This is a genomic window from Pseudomonas sp. HD6422, from assembly GCF_025377065.1.
Taxonomy (GTDB): Bacteria; Pseudomonadota; Gammaproteobacteria; order Pseudomonadales; family Pseudomonadaceae; genus Aquipseudomonas; species Aquipseudomonas putida_U.
Genome location: NZ_JAHWIW010000046.1, coordinates 17,478 through 38,487 on the forward strand (window position 1 = coordinate 17,478; position 21,010 = coordinate 38,487).

General features: G+C 63.7%; 16 protein-coding genes and 1 pseudogene. 11 read left to right on the forward strand and 6 right to left on the reverse strand.

What is annotated here, in order from left to right; translation table 11 throughout:
* Window positions 1-3 precede the first annotated feature (3 nt).
* On the reverse strand, window positions 4-1,557 hold the full coding sequence (locus KY379_RS24540; RefSeq protein ID WP_261241832.1) for a beta (1-6) glucans synthase: 1,554 nt from the start codon (window positions 1,555-1,557) through the stop codon (window positions 4-6).
* Window positions 1,558-1,765: 208 nt separating this feature from the next.
* Here KY379_RS24540 and KY379_RS24545 point away from each other — a divergent pair, with 208 nt between their 5' ends.
* From KY379_RS24545 to KY379_RS24585, 9 genes and pseudogenes are all read left to right on the forward strand, one after another.
* Window positions 1,766-2,626, forward strand: coding sequence for a glycine betaine ABC transporter substrate-binding protein (locus tag KY379_RS24545; RefSeq protein WP_133331038.1), 861 nt, complete (start codon window positions 1,766-1,768; stop codon window positions 2,624-2,626).
* Window positions 2,627-2,947: 321 nt separating this feature from the next.
* Window positions 2,948-3,259 carry a DUF485 domain-containing protein gene (locus KY379_RS24550; RefSeq protein WP_133331036.1) on the forward strand — a complete coding sequence of 104 codons (312 nt, stop codon included), beginning with the start codon at window positions 2,948-2,950 and terminating at the stop codon, window positions 3,257-3,259.
* Window positions 3,256-4,920 carry a cation acetate symporter gene (locus KY379_RS24555; protein ID WP_133331034.1) on the forward strand — a complete coding sequence of 555 codons (1,665 nt, stop codon included), beginning with the start codon at window positions 3,256-3,258 and terminating at the stop codon, window positions 4,918-4,920. Before KY379_RS24550 ends, KY379_RS24555 begins: the two co-directional genes overlap by 4 nt.
* A gap of 216 nt (window positions 4,921-5,136) precedes the next feature.
* Window positions 5,137-5,613: a fimbrial protein gene (locus tag KY379_RS24560; RefSeq protein ID WP_261241833.1), complete on the forward strand. Its 477-nt coding sequence runs from the start codon at window positions 5,137-5,139 to the stop codon at window positions 5,611-5,613.
* Between the two features lie 95 nt (window positions 5,614-5,708).
* Entirely contained in the window at window positions 5,709-8,201 is a 2,493-nt protein-coding gene (locus KY379_RS24565; protein ID WP_409977298.1) for a TcfC E-set like domain-containing protein, read from the forward strand.
* Window positions 8,198-9,373: a hypothetical protein gene (locus KY379_RS24570; protein WP_261241834.1), complete on the forward strand. Its 1,176-nt coding sequence runs from the start codon at window positions 8,198-8,200 to the stop codon at window positions 9,371-9,373. Before KY379_RS24565 ends, KY379_RS24570 begins: the two co-directional genes overlap by 4 nt.
* A 135-nt stretch (window positions 9,374-9,508) precedes the next feature.
* Window positions 9,509-10,237 carry a molecular chaperone gene (locus KY379_RS24575; protein WP_261241835.1) on the forward strand — a complete coding sequence of 243 codons (729 nt, stop codon included), beginning with the start codon at window positions 9,509-9,511 and terminating at the stop codon, window positions 10,235-10,237.
* A 39-nt stretch (window positions 10,238-10,276) separates the two neighbouring features.
* Entirely contained in the window at window positions 10,277-10,903 is a 627-nt protein-coding gene (locus KY379_RS24580) for a response regulator transcription factor (RefSeq protein WP_133331026.1), read from the forward strand.
* A gap of 44 nt (window positions 10,904-10,947) precedes the next feature.
* Window positions 10,948-13,995: pseudogene (locus tag KY379_RS24585) on the forward strand (transporter substrate-binding domain-containing protein); the annotation flags it as partial.
* A gap of 93 nt (window positions 13,996-14,088) precedes the next feature.
* Here KY379_RS24585 and KY379_RS24590 read toward each other — a convergent pair.
* Window positions 14,089-14,241: a DUF3309 family protein gene (locus KY379_RS24590; protein ID WP_065862157.1), complete on the reverse strand. Its 153-nt coding sequence runs from the start codon at window positions 14,239-14,241 to the stop codon at window positions 14,089-14,091.
* A 227-nt stretch (window positions 14,242-14,468) separates the two neighbouring features.
* Here KY379_RS24590 and KY379_RS24595 point away from each other — a divergent pair, with 227 nt between their 5' ends.
* Together KY379_RS24595 and KY379_RS24600 are read left to right on the forward strand one after the other, a co-directional pair.
* Window positions 14,469-15,278 carry an SDR family oxidoreductase gene (locus KY379_RS24595; protein WP_133331021.1) on the forward strand — a complete coding sequence of 270 codons (810 nt, stop codon included), beginning with the start codon at window positions 14,469-14,471 and terminating at the stop codon, window positions 15,276-15,278.
* 129 nt (window positions 15,279-15,407) lie between these two features.
* Window positions 15,408-15,599, forward strand: a complete 192-nt coding sequence (locus tag KY379_RS24600; protein WP_133331019.1) for a carbon storage regulator — start codon at window positions 15,408-15,410, stop codon at window positions 15,597-15,599.
* On the opposite strand, the gene KY379_RS24605 is transcribed toward KY379_RS24600, so the two are convergent.
* The 4 genes from KY379_RS24605 to KY379_RS24620 all read right to left on the reverse strand — a co-directional run bounded on the left by KY379_RS24605 (window position 15,596) and on the right by KY379_RS24620 (window position 20,723).
* The gene (locus tag KY379_RS24605) at window positions 15,596-15,823 is read right to left on the reverse strand and encodes a YheU family protein (RefSeq protein ID WP_261241843.1); all 228 of its coding nucleotides are present in this window, start codon (window positions 15,821-15,823) and stop codon (window positions 15,596-15,598) included. The two genes, KY379_RS24600 and KY379_RS24605, sit on opposite strands and share 4 nt — an antisense overlap.
* Before the next feature lie 52 nt (window positions 15,824-15,875).
* Window positions 15,876-17,060, reverse strand: coding sequence for an osmoprotectant NAGGN system M42 family peptidase (locus KY379_RS24610; RefSeq protein WP_133331017.1), 1,185 nt, complete (start codon window positions 17,058-17,060; stop codon window positions 15,876-15,878).
* Between the two features lie 126 nt (window positions 17,061-17,186).
* Window positions 17,187-18,932 (reverse strand): N-acetylglutaminylglutamine synthetase, encoded by a 1,746-nt coding sequence (gene ngg, locus KY379_RS24615; RefSeq protein ID WP_133331015.1) that lies wholly within the window; start codon window positions 18,930-18,932, stop codon window positions 17,187-17,189.
* A 3-nt stretch (window positions 18,933-18,935) separates the two neighbouring features.
* Window positions 18,936-20,723 (reverse strand): N-acetylglutaminylglutamine amidotransferase, encoded by a 1,788-nt coding sequence (locus KY379_RS24620; protein ID WP_261241839.1) that lies wholly within the window; start codon window positions 20,721-20,723, stop codon window positions 18,936-18,938.
* Between the last annotated feature and the right edge of the window lie 287 nt (window positions 20,724-21,010).

Sequence of the window (21,010 nt, forward strand, 5' to 3'; positions counted from 1 at the left end):
ATCTCAAGCCCGGCCCACCCGCAAACTCCGCCAAAGGCCCAGCGTCATCACCACCCCAACCAGCGCCCAGCCCCAGGCCTGCTGGTTCTCCAGCCCTTCCCGGTACAATTGCGGCAGCACCCCGCCTCCGACGATCACCGCCAGCAAAGCCACTTCGGCCCGCGCCGCCGCCACCGGCCGCACGGCATACACCAGCGCCGGCAGTGCCAGCGCGGCAGTCGGGAAACTGCGATAGCGCGGGTCGAACACCATCGCTAGCATGCTCACCGCTGCGGCGAACCCTGCCGCCAGCAAGAGCCAGCCAGCCCGGGCCTGGAGCCAGACGAACAGCCGTTGGCGCCAGCCTGCAACGTGCGCCAGGCCAAGTACCCCATGGGCCAGCACCAGCAGGTTCAGTCCCGCCAACGCCAGCGCCCACAGCCATTCCCCGGCGAAGCGTGCATGGGTGCGCATCAGCTCGCCCCACAGGCCCAGGCAAGCGGCGCCGAAGGCCGCCAGCAACGGCAGCAGCAGGGCCGCGCCAAGGCTGGCAGGGCGCCCAGCCAGCCACAGCATCGCCAGCATCAACGCGGTACAGGCGAGCAGCCAGTGGGGCCAATGATGCAGGTTGCTGACGGGGCCTTCGAGCACGCCCTTGTCCTGGCGGTCGGCATCGTACAGACCCCAGTAACCGCCCACCGCGCCTTCATTGGCGCGTTTCCAGGGCTGGTCGAATGCTTCGATCAGGTTGTAGTCCCAACCGTTGGCTTCGGCCATGGCCACGAAACCGCGGATGAAGCGTGCCTCGTTGACCCGGCTGGGCACGGCGGTCTCGCGCTGGCGGCCTTCACTGGGCCAGCCGGTCTCGCCGATGAAGATGCCCTTGGGCGCGAAGCGTGCGGCGAAAGTCCGGCGTACCTCGCCGACATGGGCCAGGGCATCGTCGATCCCTCGCGGATCGTCTTCCCAATAGGGCAGCAGGTGAATGGTCAAGAAGTCCACCGCTGGTGCCACCTGCGGGTGCTGCAACCAGAACTCCCAGACATCGGCGTAGGTCACCGGCACCTTGACCTGGCTTTTGACTTTTCCGATCAGGGCGGCCAAGCGGTCGCCGGTGACTTCCTTGCGCAACAATGCCTCGTTGCCGACGATCACCGCGCTGACCACGTCGGGGTTGGCGTTCGCCGCAGCGATCAGCAGATCCACTTCCTTGTCGGTGTCCACCGGGTTGGCGTTGACCCAGGCGCCCAGCATCACCTTCAGCCCATGCTTGCGCGCCAGCGCCGGAATCGCCTCGAGACCGGTCATCGAATAAGTGCGGATGCACTGAAATCGTTCGGCCAGCAGCGCCAGGTCGGCGTCCATGCGCGCCGGACGCAGGCGAAACGGCTGGTCGAACGGCGACTGGTCCTTGTCGAACGGTGTGTAGGAAGCGCACTGCAGCTTGTGCGTGGGGCTGGCGGCATCGGCCAACTGCACCGGCTTGCCCAGCCCGTACCAGAGCCCTGCGAGCCCGAGCAGGGCGAGCAGGCAGGTCAGCAGGTACGATAGCGACATCTGGCGTGAGGGGGCAGGCATGGGCGTTCCATCGTCGGCGGCAAAACGTTAGATAGTAGCCCGGCGCCAAACCTTTGGCATGCAAGGATCGCGCAGGTTGGGGTAGGAGAACGCCGCTAATGGCATAGTGCTGTCGCAAAGGGTGAGGTTAAGGGTCGCTGCTGGAGCAGGTCGCTTGAGGTGGCAGGCAGATGATGGGGTCTCCAAGACCTGACGAGGGAATGCTTTGATGGCTACTTTTACAAGAATGCGTCGTTTCCTGGGCGTGGGTGCCGCCGTGGTATTGACCATGGGCGCTGCGCAGGCCATGGCCAAGGAAGTCAGCATCGGCTACGTGGATGGTTGGGCCGACAGTGTGGCGACCACCAACGTGGCAGCTGAAGTGATCAAGCAAAAGCTCGGCTATGACGTCAAGCTGCAGGCGGTAGCGGCAGGCATCATGTGGCAGGGCGTGGCCACCGGCAAGCTCGATGCCATGCTGTCTGCCTGGTTGCCGGTCACCCACGGCGAGTACTGGGCCAAGAACAAGGACAAGGTCGTCGACTACGGGGCGAACTTCAAGGACGCCAAGATCGGCTTGATCGTGCCTGAGTACGTCAAGGCAAACAGTATCGCCGACCTCAAGACCGACGACAGCTTCAAGCAGCGTATCGTCGGCATCGACGCAGGCTCGGGTGTGATGATCAAGACCGAGCAGGCGATCAAGGATTACGACCTGACCGGTTACAAACTCCAGGCAAGCTCGGGCGCGGGCATGACCGCCGAGTTGGGACGTGCCTATCCCAAGCAGCAGTCGATCGCTGTCACCGGTTGGGTGCCGCACTGGATGTTCGCCAAGTGGAAGCTCAAGTTCCTCGAAGATCCGAAGGGCGTGTATGGCGCTGCGGAAACGGTCAACAACATCGGCAGCAAGGAGCTGGACAAGAAGGCGCCGGAAGTGGCCGAGTTCCTGAAGAAGTTCCAGTGGCAGTCCAAGGATGAGATCGGCGAAGTGATGCTGGCGATCCAGGACGGTGCCAAGCCGGAAGCGGCGGCCAAGGACTGGGTGGCCAAGCATCCGGAGCGGGTCAAGGAGTGGACCGGCAAGTAATTCCGTAACGAAGGCCAATGTGGACGCCTCGCGGCCGACCCCCGCGGAGGGGCCACATTGGCCTTTTAATGCCTGCCGTAAGGTATTTGGCGCCTGTGAGATCGAGCGCCGCCTCACTCCTCAAGACAAGCACCTGGCGCCCTCCGAAATGCCGCTAAACCCATCCCCCTCTCTTTCTCAACATTCCGTGAAGAGCCTTTTTGTTGTTACCAATCCTGCAAAACACTCTTACATATAAGACTAAGGTCGTCTGGTTGGCGTCCGAAGGCAGCATAAAGTGACAGTGGGTTCTCCCTGATCTGTGCTGCTAGGACAAAAACAATGAACGACAGCATTTACCTCTCGATACAAAACAGCCCGCGCTTCAAGGAGCTGGTCAGCAAACGTGAACGCTTCGCCTGGATTCTCTCGGCGATCATGCTCGGCCTGTACTGCGGCTTCATCCTCCTGATCGCCTACGGTCCCCAGATTCTGGGCGCCAAGCTCAGCCCTGGATCGTCGATCACCTGGGGCATTCCCCTGGGCGTCGGCCTGATCGTCTCGGCATTCGTCCTGACCGCCATCTACGTGCGCCGCGCCAACGGCGAGTTCGATGAGCTGAACAAGGCCATTCTCCAGGAGGCGCAACAATGATTCGCCATTCCAAAACCCTGGCCGCCCTGGCCTGCAGCGTTTTCGCACCCGCCCTGTGGGCCGCCGATGCGCTCACCGGCGAGGTGCAGAAACAACCGCTGAACCTCTCGGCAATCGCCATGTTCGTGGCCTTCGTGGCCTTCACCCTCGGTATCACCTACTGGGCCTCCAAGCGCAACAAGTCGGCGGCGGACTACTACGCCGCCGGGGGCAAGATCACTGGGTTCCAGAACGGGCTGGCCATTGCCGGCGACTACATGTCGGCAGCTTCCTTCCTGGGTATTTCCGCCCTGGTGTTCACCTCTGGCTATGACGGTCTGATCTACTCCATCGGCTTCCTGGTCGGTTGGCCGATCATCCTCTTCCTGATCGCCGAGCGCCTGCGCAACCTGGGCAAGTACACCTTTGCCGACGTCGCCTCGTACCGCCTCGGTCAGAAGGAAATTCGCACCCTCTCGGCTTCCGGTTCGCTGGTGGTGGTGGCGTTCTATCTGATCGCCCAGATGGTCGGTGCCGGCAAGCTGATCGAGCTGCTGTTCGGCCTCGACTACCATGTCGCGGTCATCCTGGTAGGTATCCTGATGTGCCTGTACGTGCTGTTCGGCGGCATGCTGGCGACCACCTGGGTACAGATCATCAAGGCCGTGCTGCTGCTCTCCGGTGCCAGCTTCATGGCGCTGATGGTGATGAAGCACGTCGGCTTCGACTTCAACACGCTGTTCTCCGAGGCGATCAAGGTACACAGCAAGGGCGAGGCGATCATGAGCCCGGGCGGTCTGGTCAAGGATCCGATCTCGGCGTTCTCCCTGGGCCTGGCACTGATGTTCGGTACCGCGGGTCTGCCGCACATCCTGATGCGCTTCTTCACCGTCAGTGACGCCAAGGAAGCGCGCAAGAGCGTGCTGTACGCCACCGGCTTCATCGGCTACTTCTACATCCTGACCTTCATCATCGGCTTCGGCGCGATCCTGCTGGTCAGCACCAACCCAGACTTCAAGGACGCCGCCGGCGCCCTGCTGGGTGGCAACAACATGGCAGCGGTGCACCTGGCCGATGCCGTGGGTGGCAGCATCTTCCTCGGCTTCATCTCGGCAGTGGCCTTCGCCACCATCCTGGCGGTGGTCGCCGGTCTGACCCTGGCTGGCGCTTCGGCGGTTTCCCACGACCTGTACGCCAGCGTCTGGCGCAAGGGCAAGGCCAACGACAAGGATGAGATCCGCGTGTCGAAGATCACCACCATCGCCCTTGGCGTGCTGGCGATCGGCCTGGGCATCCTGTTCGAGAAGCAGAACATCGCGTTCATGGTCGGCCTGGCCTTCTCCATCGCCGCCAGCTGCAACTTCCCGGTACTGCTGCTCTCGATGTACTGGAAGAAACTGACCACCCGTGGCGCCATGATCGGCGGCTGGCTGGGCCTGGTGAGTGCGGTGACGCTGATGATCCTCGGTCCGACCATCTGGGTGCAGATCCTCGGCCACGAGAAACCGATCTACCCGTACGAGTACCCGGCGCTGTTCTCGATGCTCATCGCTTTCGTCGGAATCTGGTTCTTCTCGATCACCGACAAGTCCAAGGCGGCCGACGAGGAACGTGCGCTGTTCTTCCCGCAGTTCGTGCGTTCGCAGACTGGCCTGGGGGCCAGCGGGGCGGTATCTCACTGACCTGCTCTAGCGCTTGAGCGAAACGCCCCGCTTGTCGGGGCGTTTCGCTGTCTGGGCTCTACCGAATAGGCTTCGCTAGGAAATTTCAACAACTCGCTCAGAGGGTTCCCGTATTACTTATGTGGGTAATTGCGAATAATCCGCCCTGTCAACGGCAATGCGCCTGATTGACCGTCAATCAAAGCTTATGTCTACAGGTTTCCAGGAGATTCATTCGTGAAAGCACTCATGCTGGCACTTCCCTTTGCTGTGCTCGCCGCCGGCCCGGCCATGGCCGACGACCCGATCGAGAAACAGGTGTTGATCACCGCCACCGTTCCCACCGCTGCTTTCTACGTCGAACCGGTCGGTGGCAACTGGATGAACGACCCGCAAGACATGGCCTGGAACTCGTTTCAAGGCAGTCTGACCCCCGTGCGCAAGCAACTGCAGGCCAAGAGCACCATCGGCCCGATCACCGCTCACCTGCTGTCGCCAGCCGTGGTCAGCAGTGGTCTGAACGCCATCGATCTGGACGTCAAGATCGGCGACACGGTACTGACCACCAGCGCTACCGAGATCCTGACCGATGTCCAGGCCGCCCCAGGTGCGGTCGTCGACTTCGAAGTCGCGCCGCAAGTACCGGCCGGTGGCTACAAGCCAGGCATCTACCAAGGCCTGGTCAGCATGATGTTTGAAACCGCTGCGCCCTGATCTGGCTGCATACCTTCCTTTTCATCCTTCGTTATCCACCTTCACCTCCTGGCAATGCCCGGGGGTGAGGGCGGATATCGTCTGCAGGTACGGTAATGCCCTTTTCTGCATCTACAAAAACGTTGCTGCTTGTAGCCAGCCTTACCGTGCTGCCAGTCGCAGCCGAGCCGGCTCCCACCGCCATGGGGGTAGTCAGCCAGGCCCAGGGGCTGCCGCGCGAGTTCGAGGAACACTTTTTCGACGTGCCCCTGGCAGTGCGGGTCGACTTGGATGGCCGCTACCTGGGCGATGCCATGGTGGTGCTCAGCCGCGACGAGCGCGTGCAACTGCTGGAGTTCACCGACCACTACGACAGTCGTGAGCCAGAGACCTTGCGCCGGCGTTGGCAGGAGCGCCTGGCGGCGGGGCGCCCATTGGGTAACTGCCAACGAAATTGCCCGGACGGGCTGCGAGCCATTCACTACAGCCTGGTCAACTCGCAGTTGTCACTGCTGACCCATGCCGCTGAACTGGGTGGTGAGGGTCCCCGTTACCATGCCCTGCCGGAGCAGGGCAGTGGCATGCTACTGCGCAACCAGCTCAACGTGGTCAGCGATGGCCGCGACACCAGTGGCATGTACTCGTTGCAAGGCCAGGCAAGCCTGGGCCAGTGGACGACCCTGGCCGATGCGCAGGCCGACAAAGGCAGCATCGCAGGCGAGCAAACCCGCCATCGGGTAAGCCAGTTGTACGCCGAGCGCCTGCACGATGAGCATTTTTTTCGTCTGGGTTATTTCACCCCCGGCGCCCAAGGCCTCACCCGTCAGCCACGGCTGCTGGGGCAAAGTCCCGATACCACGCTTGGACTCATGTTCGGCAGTAGCGACAGCCTGCTGATCGACAATGGCCAGCCCAGTTCCACGCCGATCTACGTCACGCCCAACCGCACTGGCGTAGTGGAGATCTACCGCAATGGCGTGTTGATCAACAGCCAGTCGGTACAGCCCGGCTTGCAGGCGCTGGACACCCGGGTACTGCCCGGCGGCATCTACCAGGTAGAAGTACGTCTGTTGGAAGATGGCCAGGAAACCGCCCGCACCGACGAATTCGTCTACAAGCCCAGCAGTTGGCGCAACCCCGACAGCCGCTGGCGCTACAACCTGTACCTGGGACAGCAGACCAGCCTGTTGAGCAATTGGGATGATCGGCATGATGACAGCCTGAGTGCCGGGGTGTTGAGCAATTACCTGCTGCACCCCCGTGCGGTCCTGGGCCTTTCCGTGCAAAAGGTGGATGAGGCCCTGCAATATGGCACGTCCCTGGATTGGGACGTGCTCGACCGCCTGAAGCTCTACGGCAACGTCTACCGTACCCAGAACCAGGGCAACGGCTATGACTTCCAGGTCATTCACAGCCACGAACTTGGCTCGCTGGTGCTTAGCCACAGCCGTTCATGGTTGGAGTCTGTCAGCCGCCCCACGCACAGCCAAGTGGTGCGCTATAGCGAACAGAGCCAGACCTCATTGCTGTTCACCCGCCGTCTCGACAATCGCAGTACCGCGACCGTGCGCCTTGCCCATAGCTCCGGCGCCGCCAATGGCTTGGGTGTCGATTTGGGTTGGTCCTACTACGGCAAGCTGTTGGGTTCCGATGCCAACTGGCGCCTGAGCCTGTTCGATCGCCCAGGCACGCGCAGCAGTGGCGATGCGCGCAGCGGTGGCGTCAACCTTGCGCTGAGCATGAGCCTGGGTGATCCGGGCGAGCGCATTGCCGCCAGTATCGGCAGCCGCACCGGTTATGACGGAGGGCGCGACCATAACGCTTCATTGTCCTACCAGCGTGATGTCGACATGGGAGCGCTGCGCAGCGTGGGGGCTTCGACCACGGTAGATCGCTACGGCGCTGGGATTGGTGGGAATGCCCAATTCCAGAGCGAGGCCTTGCAGGGCGACGCGTATGCGCAACGCTCTTCCTGGAACGGCCAGGTCAGTGGCGGCCTCAATCTGCAGAGCATCCTCGCTGTTGGCGAAGGCAAGGTCGCGGTCACCGGGCAGTACATGGCCCACGATGCAGGGCTGATCGTGGATGTCGAAAGTGATATCGATGGTCTGCAATTGCGCGCCGATGACGAACATGGCCTGAGCGCCACCCTCCATCCGGGGCGCAACCTGGTGCCGGTGAGCGTCTACAAGTCTGGCTATGTGCAGTTCGACCTCGAGCAAGACCAGCAGGCCGCTGCAGTGATCCAGCCTAGCAGTTTCGACTACCACCTCAACCGTGGCGCTGTGGGGTATCGCACCTTGCGCGTGATGCGCACGGTAACGGTGCTCGGTCGCTTGCTCGACAGCCACGGCCAACCCATGCATGGGGCGCAGGTCATCAACCATGCCAGCCGCAGCGTGAGCGAGGCGGGTGGGCATTTTGCCGTGGAAATGAGCGAATCGCAGCCCACGCTGGAGGTGCGCAAGGGCGGTACTGCCGTGTGCCTGCTGGAGTTGGACTTCAAGCATCTGACGCGAGAAGGCGATGTATTGCTGGCAGGGGATGTGTCATGCCGGCCTGAGGGTGTGGCGAAGGCGCAAGGGACGGTAAAGGGGAGCAATACTTGAAAATGTTCAACGTACACTGGTGGGTATTCTGGCTCGTGCTGCTCTGTGGTGGATGGCCCCTGCACGGCAGCGCGGTCGAGGTGGATGTACTGATGCGCTATCGTGGTGATCCTGCTGGGCGATTCGAGAACATGACGCCACGTGCGACTTTTTGCGCGATCTGGCCACACCGCTGCACGGATGACCCGTACTTCGCCGTGCTCGACCTGCCCATCACGTACCAAAAGTACAACGTCGGTAACGACAGCGATTTTCGTAACCGTCACTACGTGCAAATGCCAGCTGGGCGAACCGTGGAAGTGGTCAATGAAACGGGCCGCAGTTACCGCATCGACTTCAGCTTCACGGATATCCACCAGGAACTGATTTTCCTGTCCAATTCGATGTGGGCCCAAGGGGAGGGCGGATGCGATCATATCGAATCCGTGCGCTACAACTCTAAAATCCTGTTTCTCTGGAAGCTCAAGCAGCCCATGGCCCCTGAGGCCTGTTATGACAACATCTGGAACATTCGCCAGACGGCTGAGGTGACGGTCAAGAGTTTCGGTGTCCGGTTCAGGCTGAACATGCCGCGCCCTGTGGGTATGCAACAGGGCATCTACCGGGGTTCCTTGGACTACACCATTGGTCCAGGCGGGGATTTCGACTTCGGCAATGCGGTCACTGATCTCAACGATACGCGGCTGACGATCAATTTCGAATTGGACGTACAACACGATCTCTATCTCGAGTTCCCGGCTGGCTCTGACCGGGCCGTGCTCGAACCCCCGGGCGGCTGGATGGCCTGGCTGGGCGGACGCGGTACGCCAGGCAAGCTCTATCGCGACCTGCCGCTGCGAATCTCGACTACCGGGCCTATGCGGGTCTACAAGCGCTGCGAGTACGAATTGGGCGATCAATGCGGCATTCGTGAAAGTGCAGGGCACCTGGTTGGCGTAGACGTCTCGCTTACCCTGCCGAGGGGCTTGCAGCAGAGCGGCCGTCCTATCGAGCGGTTGCTGATTCCCACGCGCCAGCCCGCCGCGTTGCTCATCGAGCCGGTCACCACTGTATGGCGGCAGACGGGCCAACTGCACTTCGAGATCGCCGGTAGCAGTGTGCCGCCCATGCTCGCCCACCCGGGCAGCCACTACCAGGGCTTGGTCACGGTGGTGTTCGAGGCAGATATATAGCGGTGCGACTTGTCATTAGGAAATTTCGACAAGAGATAGGGACGTTTCCTGCAGTTTGTGTGCACGGATTGTGATCACAATGCGCGCGATGATGTTGATTGGCTATCAAGGATGGCCGTCTTGGAGAATGAACGGATGAAGCTGTTGCGAGTGCTTTGCCTTGCGCTGACGCCTTGCCTGGCACAGGCAGGGCCGGAGCTTAACGTCGGCGGGCTGTACGACTACCTTGAAGAAGGCAGGAGCACCTTGCTCAAACGCATACGCAACGGCGGTGATGCCACCGCCTTCGTGAAGGTGAGCGTGGTCGAACTGGTCTACGAAGGCGAAGGCCCGCCCCGTGAAGTGCCCGTGGACGGGCTGGCCATGGCGCAGCGGGGTTTGGTGGTTAGCCCCGCACGGCTGATCGTGCCGGCCCATGGCATGCAGGCGGTGCGCCTGTTGTACCGGGGGCAACGCGACCGGGAGCGTTACTACCGGCTACGGTTCATTCCGGTGCTGCCCGAGACGGGCGATGGTTTTGCCGTGGATGACCAGCAGGCGCAGGACTACCGCGACAGCCTCAAGGCAGGCGTCAACCTGCTGGCGGGCTACGGCACCCTGTTGTTCGTACGCCCCGACGACACCCGCTACCAGACCTCGGTCAGCCGCAAGGCCGGCGCATTGACCGTGAGCAACCAAGGCAACACGACCGTGGTGCTCGATCACTTCCGCCAGTGCCAGAGCCTCGACCAGCAATGTGAACCGGCCACCAAGCACCACCTGCTGCCCGGTCGTAGCCGCAGGTTCGAAGGCGAGGCCGCCAAGGTGCATCAGTTCGAGCTGCACGAAGGCGCCAACCGCAAAGCCATGGTGCTGGAGGGCTGACCTCCGGTGCCTCCAGGTGTCAGCCAAGCGAGGACATGCATGAACAGAGCATTGGTGGTCGACGACCATCCTTTCATCCGTGCCACGGTGTGCACGCTGTTGCGCCGCGAGCGCCTGGAAGTCATCGGTCAGGCCGCCAATGGCATGGAGGCGGTGCACATGGCCCGAGAACTGGCGCCGGACATCGTCATCCTCGACATCAGTCTGCCTGGGCTGGATGGCATGGAAGTCATCGCGCGGATCCAGCGCCTGGAGCGTCCGGTGAAGATCCTCGTGTTGACCTCGCACCAGGCCGAAGCCTATTGCCTGCGCTGCATCCAGGCCGGGGCTGCCGGGTTCGTGTCCAAGACCAACGACCTGGATGAGCTGAGCAAGGCGGTGCGCGCGGTGCTGTCGGGCTTCACCTATTTCCCGGACGTGCCGCGCAGTTCGGTGAACAGCCAGGAGCGGCGCGCCACCGATGCACAGCGCATCGCCCGGCTCAGCGACCGTGAGCTGATGATCCTGCAGCACCTGGCCCGCGGGCTGAGCAACAAGGCCGTCGGAGACGCCATGCTGCTCAGCAACAAGACGGTCAGTACCTACAAGGGGCGTCTGCTGGAAAAGCTGTGCCTCAACTCCCTGATCGACCTGGCGGATTTCGCTCGTCGCAACCAACTGATCTGACCGTGCGTGCAATCTGGCTGCTGGTGCTGTGTTGTGTGTATGCCATGCCCGTCCTTGCGGCGCCGCAGGTCCACGGTCGTGCGGTCTTCGAGGGGGCGCCCGCCGAGCCGAGCAGCGGTGATCTGCGCTGGCTGTGGCGCCAGCGGGTGTTGCGCCTTGGCGTGTTGGGCAACGATCAACCGCCGCTGGATATCCTTGGCACTGGACGCGCCTACGAAGGCATCACCGCCGATTATGCAAAGCTGCTGGCCGAACACCTGCGTCTGGACCTGCAGGTGCAGGTGTTCGGCTCGTTCGACGCGGCGGTCGCGGCGTTGCGCGAGGGCACGGTCGACCTGCTTGGCTCGGTCACCACCGAGCAGGCGTTGCGGGCTGGCTTGCGTCCCTCGTCGCCGTATGCCGAAGACCTGCCGGTGCTGCTGGCCCAGGAGCGGTCGGCGGTCAGCGAGGGACCGGCACCGCTGCGCCTGGTGATGGTCGACGGCTATCGCAGCGCCGAGCAGGTCAACCAGCACTTCCCCCGCGCCGACCTGCAGGTGCATCCCACCGCCTTCAGTGCCTTGGCCGCACTGGCCCTCGGTCAAGCCGACTTGTACCTGGGCAATGCCCTCATCGCACGCTACCTGCAGGGACGCAGCCCGTTCAGCGGGGTGGAGGAAATCGGCGAGGCCGGTCTGCCGGGGCAGGGGCTTGGCTTTGCCATACTCGACAACGGCACGCCACTGGCGCGGTTGGTGGAGGCGGTGCTGAACGATATCGGCGCGGACCAACGCGCGCGCATCCAGAAACGCTGGAGCCCGGAGGCGAGCCTGGTGCGTTCGGCCCGGACGGTGCGCTTGACTGCGGATCAGCGGCGCTGGCTGGCTGCCAATCCCAAGGTGCGGGTTCTGGTGGATGATCAGTTGCTGCCGCTGAGCTACCGCGACAGCAAGGGTCAGTTGCGGGGACTCACACTGGACGTGCTGCAACTGATCACCCGGCGCACGGGCCTGGAGTTCGATGTCCAGACCGGGACAGGGGTCGAGCAGATGATCGGCCAGGTGGCCCAGGGCCAGGCGCAACTGATCGCTGGATTACCCTACAGCGACAGCCTGGCACAGCGCCTGGGTTTCAGTCGCGCCTACCTCGCTGCTTCACGGGTGCTGGTCAGTCGCACGGGCGCACGAGCGCCGGCCAGCCTCGAGCAACTGGCCGGTAGGCAAGTGGCGCTGGTCTGGGGCAGTGCCATGGTGCAACTGATGCACGAGCGTTACCCGCAGGTGCGCCAGCGTTTGCTGCATAGCCCGCTGCAAGCCTTGCACGCCGTCGCCGATGGCCAGGTCGACGCTGCTCTGCTGACCCTCGATGACGCACGCCCTCTGGTTGCGCGCTGGTATCCAGGGCAGTTGCAGATCAGTGCCAGTCTGGCGGTGCCGCCAGCGCACTTCGCCCTGGCCGGCGCCCGAGGTGCCAGCGAATTGCTGGGCATCATCGACAGCGCGCTGTTGAGCCTTACGCCCCATGAGACCGCCGCGCTGGTCCGGCGTTGGCGCAACCCGATGGTGGTTCCCGACAATGGTTGGTCACGCCACCGGAGCAAGGTGCTGCTGGGTTTCGGCATTGCGTCCTGTCTGTTGCTGGTGGCTTTGCTGTGGATTCGCTATCTGCGCCGCCTGCAGGTGCGGTTGCGGCGGGCCAGGCGGGCGGCGGACGCGGCCAACCAGGCCAAGACCGAGTTCCTCGCCACCATCAGCCACGAGATACGGACGCCGCTGCATGCAGTGCTGGGTATGCTCGAACTGGCCCAGCGCAAGGCGGCCCAGGGCGTGCCCGATCATCAGGCCCTGGAGGTCGCCACCGAGGCGGCACGCGGGCTCAAAGAGCTGATCGGCGACATTCTCGACATCACCCGCATCGAGACCGGGCACTTGCAGCTTGCGCCGCAACAGGTGCGGGTGAGCGAGTTGGTCGGACGGGTGGTGCAGTTGTTCGAGCAGTTGGCCCGCGGCAAGGGCCTGGAGCTGCAGATGCAGTCCCAGGGGGCGGTGGGGGCTGAAGTCATGCTCGATCCTTTACGTTTCAAGCAAGTGCTGGCCAACCTGCTGAGCAATGCGATCAAGTTCACCCAGCGTGGGCGGATCCTGGTCAGCTTGCAGGCGCAGCCGGCAGACGGGCAGCTCGATGTCGTACTGCGGGTCAAGGACAGTGGTGTCGGCATCGCCGCCAGTGAGTTGGCAGCCCTGGGCCAGCCGTTCCGCCAGGCCAGTAACCATTGCCAGTCGCCTCGCACCAGTACCGGTCTGGGTCTGAATATCAGTCGCAAGCTCTGCCAGCTGATGGGCGGCCAACTGCTCGTGCGCAGCACATTGGGCGAGGGTACCGAGGTGCAGGTGCAGCTCAAGCTGCCGTTGCTGCCAGGCACCGGCCCACCCCCAGGGCCAACCGTGGCGCAGGTCGAACCCGGCGTACGGTTGCGGGTGCTGGTGGTCGACGACTATCCGGCCAATCGGCAGTTGTTGGAGCAGCAACTGGCCTATCTGGGGCATCGCTCCCAGGTCGCGGAAGATGGCGCGCAGGCCCTGCGTCTATGGCTCAAGCAGCCGTTCGATGTGGTCATCAGCGATTGCAACATGCCGATTCTGGATGGCCATGGCTTGTCCCGGGCCATCCGTCTGCATGAGCGACGCCATAGGCGGCCTCGCTGTCGGCTGATCGGCCTGACCGCCAGCGCCCAAGAGGTGGATCGCCGACGCGGCTGCGAGGCCGGGATGGATGAGTGCCTGTTCAAACCACTGGACCTCGACAGCCTGAGCCAGGCCCTGGCCAGGGTGCGACCAACGGGGCATGCCAGTGGTCAGGAGATCTTGCTCAACCTTGCGCACCTGCGGCGTCTGGTCGGCAACGACGAAGCCGCGCTCAGGGCGTTGCTCGGCGACTTGCGCGCCAGCAACCACGAAGACTTGTTGCGCCTGCAAAACCTCGGCGATGAGCCTGAGGCCCTGGCGCCGCTGGCCCATCGCATCAAGGGATGCGCTCGCATTGCACGGCTCGAGGCGCTGGTGGCGTTGTGCGAACAGGTGGAGCGCTGTTGCCACGCCGAACCGTTCGACCAGGCCGCGCTCGGCCTGGCGGTCAGTGCCATGGGAGACGCCATGCGCCGTCTCGAACAGCAGCTCGACCGCCACGCCGGGCAGGACCTGGCAGGGTCATATCATCCCGAGCAACAACAGTACCAGCAGGACCACCAGCACCGCGCCGACGATGCCGGATGGGCCGTAACCCCAGCTGCGCGAGTGCGGGAAGACCGGTAAGCCACCAATCAACAGCAGGATCAGGATGATGATGAGAATCGTGGTCATGGCGAAATCCTTGCGTGGTTGAGGGTCAAGGGCCTGGTATCGCTGGCCTCTTGATAAATCGGACTGGCGCCGCTTGGGAAAGATTCCATTTTGTGTGGCGTCGTGCGGGCCTGTTCGCTGGCTGCGGCGAGTCATGGCTGCCCATTCACTACCCTGATGAATCCTGCTTCGCTCCCAGGCCTTGTTTAGACTCAAGCCACACCCCCACAAGACAAGGCCCTGCCACCATGCAAAACCGCATCATGATCACCGGCGCCGGTTCCGGCCTCGGTCGCGAGATCGCCCTGCGCTGGGCGCGCGAGGGTTGGCGCCTGGCGCTGGCCGACCTCAACGAGCCGGCCCTGCGCGAAACCCTCGAACAGGTACGCGCCGCCGGTGGCGATGGCTTCACCCAGCGTTGCGACGTGCGCGACTACAGCCAGCTGACCGCCCTGGCCCAGGCCTGCGAGGCGAACTTCGGGGGCATCGACGTGATCGTCAACAACGCCGGAGTGGCCTCGGGCGGCTTTTTCGCCGAGCTGTCGCTGGAGGACTGGGACTGGCAGATCGCGGTCAACCTGATGGGCGTGGTCAAGGGCTGCAAGGCTTTTCTGCCACTGCTCGAACGCAGCAAGGGGCGTATCGTCAACATCGCCTCCATGGCCGCGCTGATGCAGGGGCCGGGCATGAGCAACTACAACGTCGCCAAGGCCGGGGTGCTGGCGCTGTCAGAGAGCCTGCTGGTAGAGCTGCGGCAATTGGAAGTGGCGGTGCACGTGGTGTGCCCGTCGTTCTTCCAGACCAACCTGCTCGACTCCTTCCGCGGCCCTGACCCGGCGATGAAGGCCCAGGTCGGCAAGCTGCTGCAAGGTTCGCCGATCAGCGCCGCGCAGATCGCCGATTACATTCACCAACAGGTGGCTGCGGGCGAATTTCTGATCCTGCCCCATGAAGCCGGGCGTGATGCCTGGATGCTCAAGCGTCAGGCGCCTGAGCGGCTGTACGACGAGATGGCGGAGATGGCCATGAAGATGCGTGGCAAGGCCCAATCTCGCTGATTGTAGGGCGCGTCTGTAGGTTGTTTTACCTACTTTCGTGGGATCGGTCTCTTTCGCTCTGGAGGTGTTGAGTCAGCCCACCTGCTCCCTGCAGCCTCCACTTTTTTCCCCAGGTAGGAGGAGTGGAGCATGCTGGTAATCGGGCGAGAAGTGGGCGAGCGCATCGTCATCGATGGCGACATCGTGATCATGGTGGTCGAGTCGCGTGACGGCATGGTACGCCTGGGCATCACCGCCCCGAGGGAGGTGCCGGTGCACCGTAGCGAGGTCTACCAGCGGATCAAGGCGGGAGAGGTGTTCAAAGCCAAGGTCAAGCCTTAGTCGAGCAGTTCGCCGGGCACGTCGTGCTTGGCCAGCAGTTGGCACTGCTGGCTCTCGGGATCGAACAGGATGAACGCCTGACCCTTGGCCAACGCCTGGCGAACCCGCAGTACGCGGGTTTCCAGGGGCGTGTCGTCGCCGTTGTCGGTGCCATCTCGGGTGACGAAGTCTTCGATCAGGCGGGTCAGGGTCTCGGCTTGCAGTTGGTCGTAGGGAATCAGCATGGGCGTGGGCAAGGTCTCGTTGAATGGCGCCATCCTACGCGAATACGACTGTCTAGGTCTTGTTCCCCACCAGACTGTCCACCGGCGGCACTCGCGTGTCGCTCTCCATCTGCGCGTCGTGCTCCAGTTGATGGCTGAAGCGTTCGAGCGACGCACTGGTCGGATTCGAATCGCTGGCGAACACCGGCGGGCTGAGCAGGTAGCCTGCCAGCAGACGGCTGAGGGTGGCCAGGCTGTCGATATGGGTACGCTCGTAGCCATGGGTGGCGTCGCAGCCGAACGCTACCAAGGCGGTGCGAATGTCGTGTCCGGCGGTTACGGCCGAATGGGCATCGCTGAAGTAGTAGCGGAACACATCCCGGCGTACCGGCAGCTCGCGCTCTTCGGCCAGCTTCAGCAGGTGGCGCGACAGATGATAGTCGTAGGGGCCGGAGGAATCCTGCATGGCCACGCTCACGGCGTGTTCGCTGGAGGCCTGGCCAGGTGCGACCGGGGCGATGTCGATGCCGACGAATTCGCTGACGTCCCAGGGCAGGGCCGCGGCGGCGCCAGAGCCGGTTTCCTCGGTGATGGTGAATAACGGATGGCAGTCGATCAGTGGCTGGCGGCCACTTTCCACCACGGCCTTGAGTGCTGCCAGCAGGGCGGCCACACCGGCCTTGTCATCGAGGTGGCGGGCGCTGATGTGGCCGCTTTCGGTGAACTCGGGCAAGGGGTCGAAGGCGACGAAATCGCCCACGTTGATCCCCAGCGCTTCACAGTCGGCGCGGGTGGCGCAGTAGGCGTCCAGGCGCAGTTCGACGTGTTCCCAGCTAATCGGCATCTGGTCGATGGCGGTGTTGAAGGCATGCCCGCTGGCCATCAGGGGCAGCACGCTGCCGCGATAAACACCGGTATCGGTGAACACGCTGACCCGGCTGCCCTCGGCGAAGCGGCTCGACCAGCAACCTACCGGCGACAGGCCCAGGCGGCCATTGTCCTGCAGTTGGCGTACGCTGGCGCCGATGGTGTCCAGGTGCGCCGAAACGGCGCGGTCTGGCGAACTCTGCCGGCCCTTGAGGGTGGCGCGAATCGTCCCGCGGCGGGTCAGCTCGTAGGGAATGCCCAGCTCGTCCAGGCGCTCGGCGACGTAGCGCACGATGGTGTCGGTGAAGCCGGTGGGGCTGGGGATGGCGAGCATCTCCAGGAGCACCTGTTTCATGTATTCGAGATCGGGTTCGGGGTGTCGTTCGGACATGGGGACTCCTCGATTATTGCGGTGGCTTCTTCGCGGGCAAGCCCGCTCCCACAGGTAATTCACGACCTTAAGGTCGGTGGCGTTCCTGTGGGAGCGGGCTTGTCCCGCGAAGAGGCCCTCATTGACTCACGCCAAGGCCCGGCTATGGGGAAACAGCAGGTCGACAAATCGCTCGGCGGTCGGCTGTGGCTCATGGTTGGCCAACCCGGCCCGTTCGTTTGCCTCGATGATCACGTACTCAGGCTGCTCGGCATCGCGCACCATGAAGTCCAGGCCGACCACCGGGATCTCCAGGGCACGCGCCGCCCGCACGGCGGCATCGGCCAGCACCGGGTGCAGACGCTCGGTGACATCCTCCAGGGTGCCGCCGGTGTGCAGGTTGGCGGTACGCCGCACGGCCAGGCGCCGACCGGGCTCCAGCACATCGTCGTAACTCAGCCCGGCCGCGCGCAGGGTGCGCTCGGTTTCGTCATCCAGCGGAATGCGGCTTTCGCCCCCGGTGGCGGCCTGGCGGCGCCGACTCTGCGCCTCGATCAGCTCACCGATGCTGTGCTTGCCATCCCCGACCACCTGAGCCGGGTGACGAATGGCCGCCGCCACCACTTCGAAGCCGATCACCACGATGCGCAGGTCGCTGCCGGCATGGAAGCTTTCGAGCAGCACCCGGCTATCGAACTGGCGCGCATGCTCCACTGCCTGAATGACGTCCTCGATGGACTCCAGACCCACCGCTACGCCCTGGCCTTGCTCGCCATCCACCGGCTTGACCACGATCGAGCCGTGCTCGTCGAGAAACGCCAGGTTGTCGTCGGCATTGCCGGCCAACTGCTGGGCCGGCACTTGCAGACCGGCATTGTGCAGCGCTTGGCGGGTCAGGCGTTTGTCCTGGCACAGGGTCATGGTCACGGCACTGGTCAGGTCGCTCAGCGACTCGCGACAGCGGATGCGCCGGCCGCCCAGGCTGAGGGTGAACAAACCGCCCACGGCGTCGTCCACCTGCACCTCGATGCCGCGGCGCAACGCCTCGTCGACGATGATCCGTGCATAGGGGTTGAGCTCCGCTTCAGGGCCTGGGCCGAGGAACAGCTGCTGGTTGATGCCGTTCTTGCGCTTGACCGCGAAGGTCGGCAGGTTGCGAAAACCCAGCTTTTCATACAGACGCTTGGCCTGGCGGTTGTCATGCAGCACCGACAGGTCGAGGTAGGCCAGGCCGCGGCTCATGAAATGCTCGATCAAGTGGCGCACCAGCACTTCGCCGACGCCGGGACGGGTGCACTGCGGATCCACCGCCAGGCACCACAAGCTGCTGCCGTGCTCGGGATCGTCGAAGGCCTTGCTGTGGTTCAGGCCCATCACGCTGCCGATGACGGCGCCGCTGTCCTCGTCCTCGGCCAGCCAATACACCGGGCCACCGAGGTGGCGCGGGGTGAGCAGTTTGGGGTCGACCGGCAGCATGCCCCGGGCTTGGTACAGGGTGTTGATCGCCTGCCAGTCTGCTTCGGTGTGCGCCCGGCGCACACGAAAACCACGGAACACCCGTTGCGCCGGGCGGTAGTCGGTGAACCACAGGCGCAGGGTATCGGAAGGATCGAGAAACAGCTGTTGCGGCGCCTGGGCCAGCAATTGCTGGGGAGCGGCCACGTACAGCGCGATGTCACGCTCGCCGGGCTGCTCGGCCAGCAGCTCCCCGGCCAGGGTGGCCGGGTCGGGGTAGGTGTGGCCGATCAGTAGCCGACCCCAGCCGCAGTGCAAGGCACGCGGCTGGTCGTGCGGCTCGCTGCCATCGCCGGCCAGCCGCGCTTGCAGACGCTCGTAGGACGGCGCCTGGCCGCGCAACAGGCGCTGACCGTAAGCGATCTCATGGGCTTTCATCGGTCAGATTCCTTGTTCGCTGAGCCACAGGTTCAGGGCCGCCAATTGCCACAGCTTGGAGCCGCGCAGAGGGGTGAGCTGGCCGTGTGGGTTGCTCAGCAGTCGGTCGATCATCGCCGGATTGAAAATGCCACGGTCCTGGCTCGGGTCGGTCAGCAGTTCGCGGACCCAACCCAGGGTCGCACCCTCCAGGTGCTTGAGGCCAGGCACCGGGAAGTAGCCCTTCTTGCGGTCGATGACCTCATGGGGGATGACCCGCCGTGCGGCTTGCTTGAGCACATGCTTGCCGCCGTCGGGCAGCTTGAAGCGCCCTGGAATACGTGCCGACAGTTCGGCCAGGCGGTAGTCGAGGAATGGCGTGCGCGCTTCAAGGCCCCAGGCCATGGTCATGTTGTCGACACGTTTGACCGGGTCGTCGACCAGCATCACCGTGCTGTCCAGGCGCAGTGCCTTGTCCACTGCTTCCGGCGCGCCGGGGCGGGCGAAATGCTCGCGGACGAAATCACCGGCAGCGTCGGTTTCCAGCAGCCACGGGGCTTGCACGGTGTCGCGGTATTCGGCGTGGCTGCGGTCGAAGAACGCGTCGCGATAAGCAGCGTAAGGGTCGGCGGCGCCATCGACCTGCGGATACCAGTGGTAGCCGGCGAACAGTTCGTCGGCACCCTGGCCGCTCTGCACGCCCTTGCAATGCTTGGCCACTTCTCGCGACAGCAGGTAGAAGGCGATGCAGTCGTGGCTGACCATCGGTTCGCTCATGGCGCGGAAGGCCGCGGGCAATTGCTCGATGATCTCGTGTTCGGCGATACGCAGTTGATGGTGGCGGGTGCCATAGTGCTTGGCGATCAGGTCGGAGTACTGGAACTCGTCGCCGCGCTCGCCGCCGGCATCTTCGAAGCCGATCGAGAAGGTGGACAGGTCGTCGACCCCCACGTCACGCAGCAAGCCGACCAGCAGGCTCGAATCGACGCCACCGGAGAGCAGCACGCCGACGTCGACCGCTGCGCGCTGACGGATCGCCACGGCATCGCGGGTGGCATCGAGCACGCGGGTGGTCCAGCCTTCCAGGTCGAGTTCACGCTCGTCCGGGTTGGGGCCGTATTGCAGTTCCCACCAAGTCTGGCGCTCGACCTCACCGTGCCGGTCGATGCGCATCCAGGTGCCGGGTTCGAGCTTCTGCACATAGGCCAGCAGGGTGCGCGGCGCCGGCACCACGGCGTGGAAGTTGAGGTAGTGATTGAGTGCTACCGGGTCGAGCACCGGGTCGATGTCGCCACCCTTGAGCAGTGCCGGCAGGGTCGAGGCGAAACGCAGGCGTTCGCCGTTGCGCGACAGGTACAGCGGTTTGACGCCGAGGCGGTCGCGAGCCAGGAACAGGCGTTGGGTATCGCGTTCCCAGATGGCCAGGGCGAACATGCCGTTGAGCTTGGGCAGCAACGCGGCGCCCCAGGCGTGGTAGCCCTTGAGCAGCACTTCGGTGTCGCCGTCGGACCAGAAGGTATAGCCCAGGTCCTGCAGTTCCTGGCGCAGCTCGGGGAAGTTGTAGATGGCGCCATTGAACGCCAGCGACAGGCCCAGGGTGTTGTCGACCATCGGCTGGGCCGAGCCGTCGGACAGGTCCATGATCTTCAGCCGGCGATGGCCGAGGGCGATCGGGCCCTGGCTATGGAAGCCCCAGGCGTCGGGGCCGCGGGGTGCCAGATGATGGGTTATTCGCTCCACCGCGGCCAGGTCGGCCGGGCGTGGGGCTTGATCGATGGGGGTGAAACGTAACTCTCCTGCTAATCCGCACATAAGTCCTTACCGGTTTTTCCGTTGGGGAGGTGGTGTCCCTTACAGGGTACCTTAAGAAACTGACCTATATGCAACCGGGGAGTTTTAGATCGATCTGTTATAAGCAGGAGAGGGCTATGGGGTTGGTGGTTGTTGAGATTGCGTAGTGGATCGCGGGGTGTTCGCTTGAGAGGTGGGGGGGGGGGGGGGGGGGGGGGGGGGGGGGCGCCGAACACACCAACACCCCAACCACCCCCCCCCAAACACGCAACAACAAACATCAAAATCAAACACAAGAAAGGGCTGGG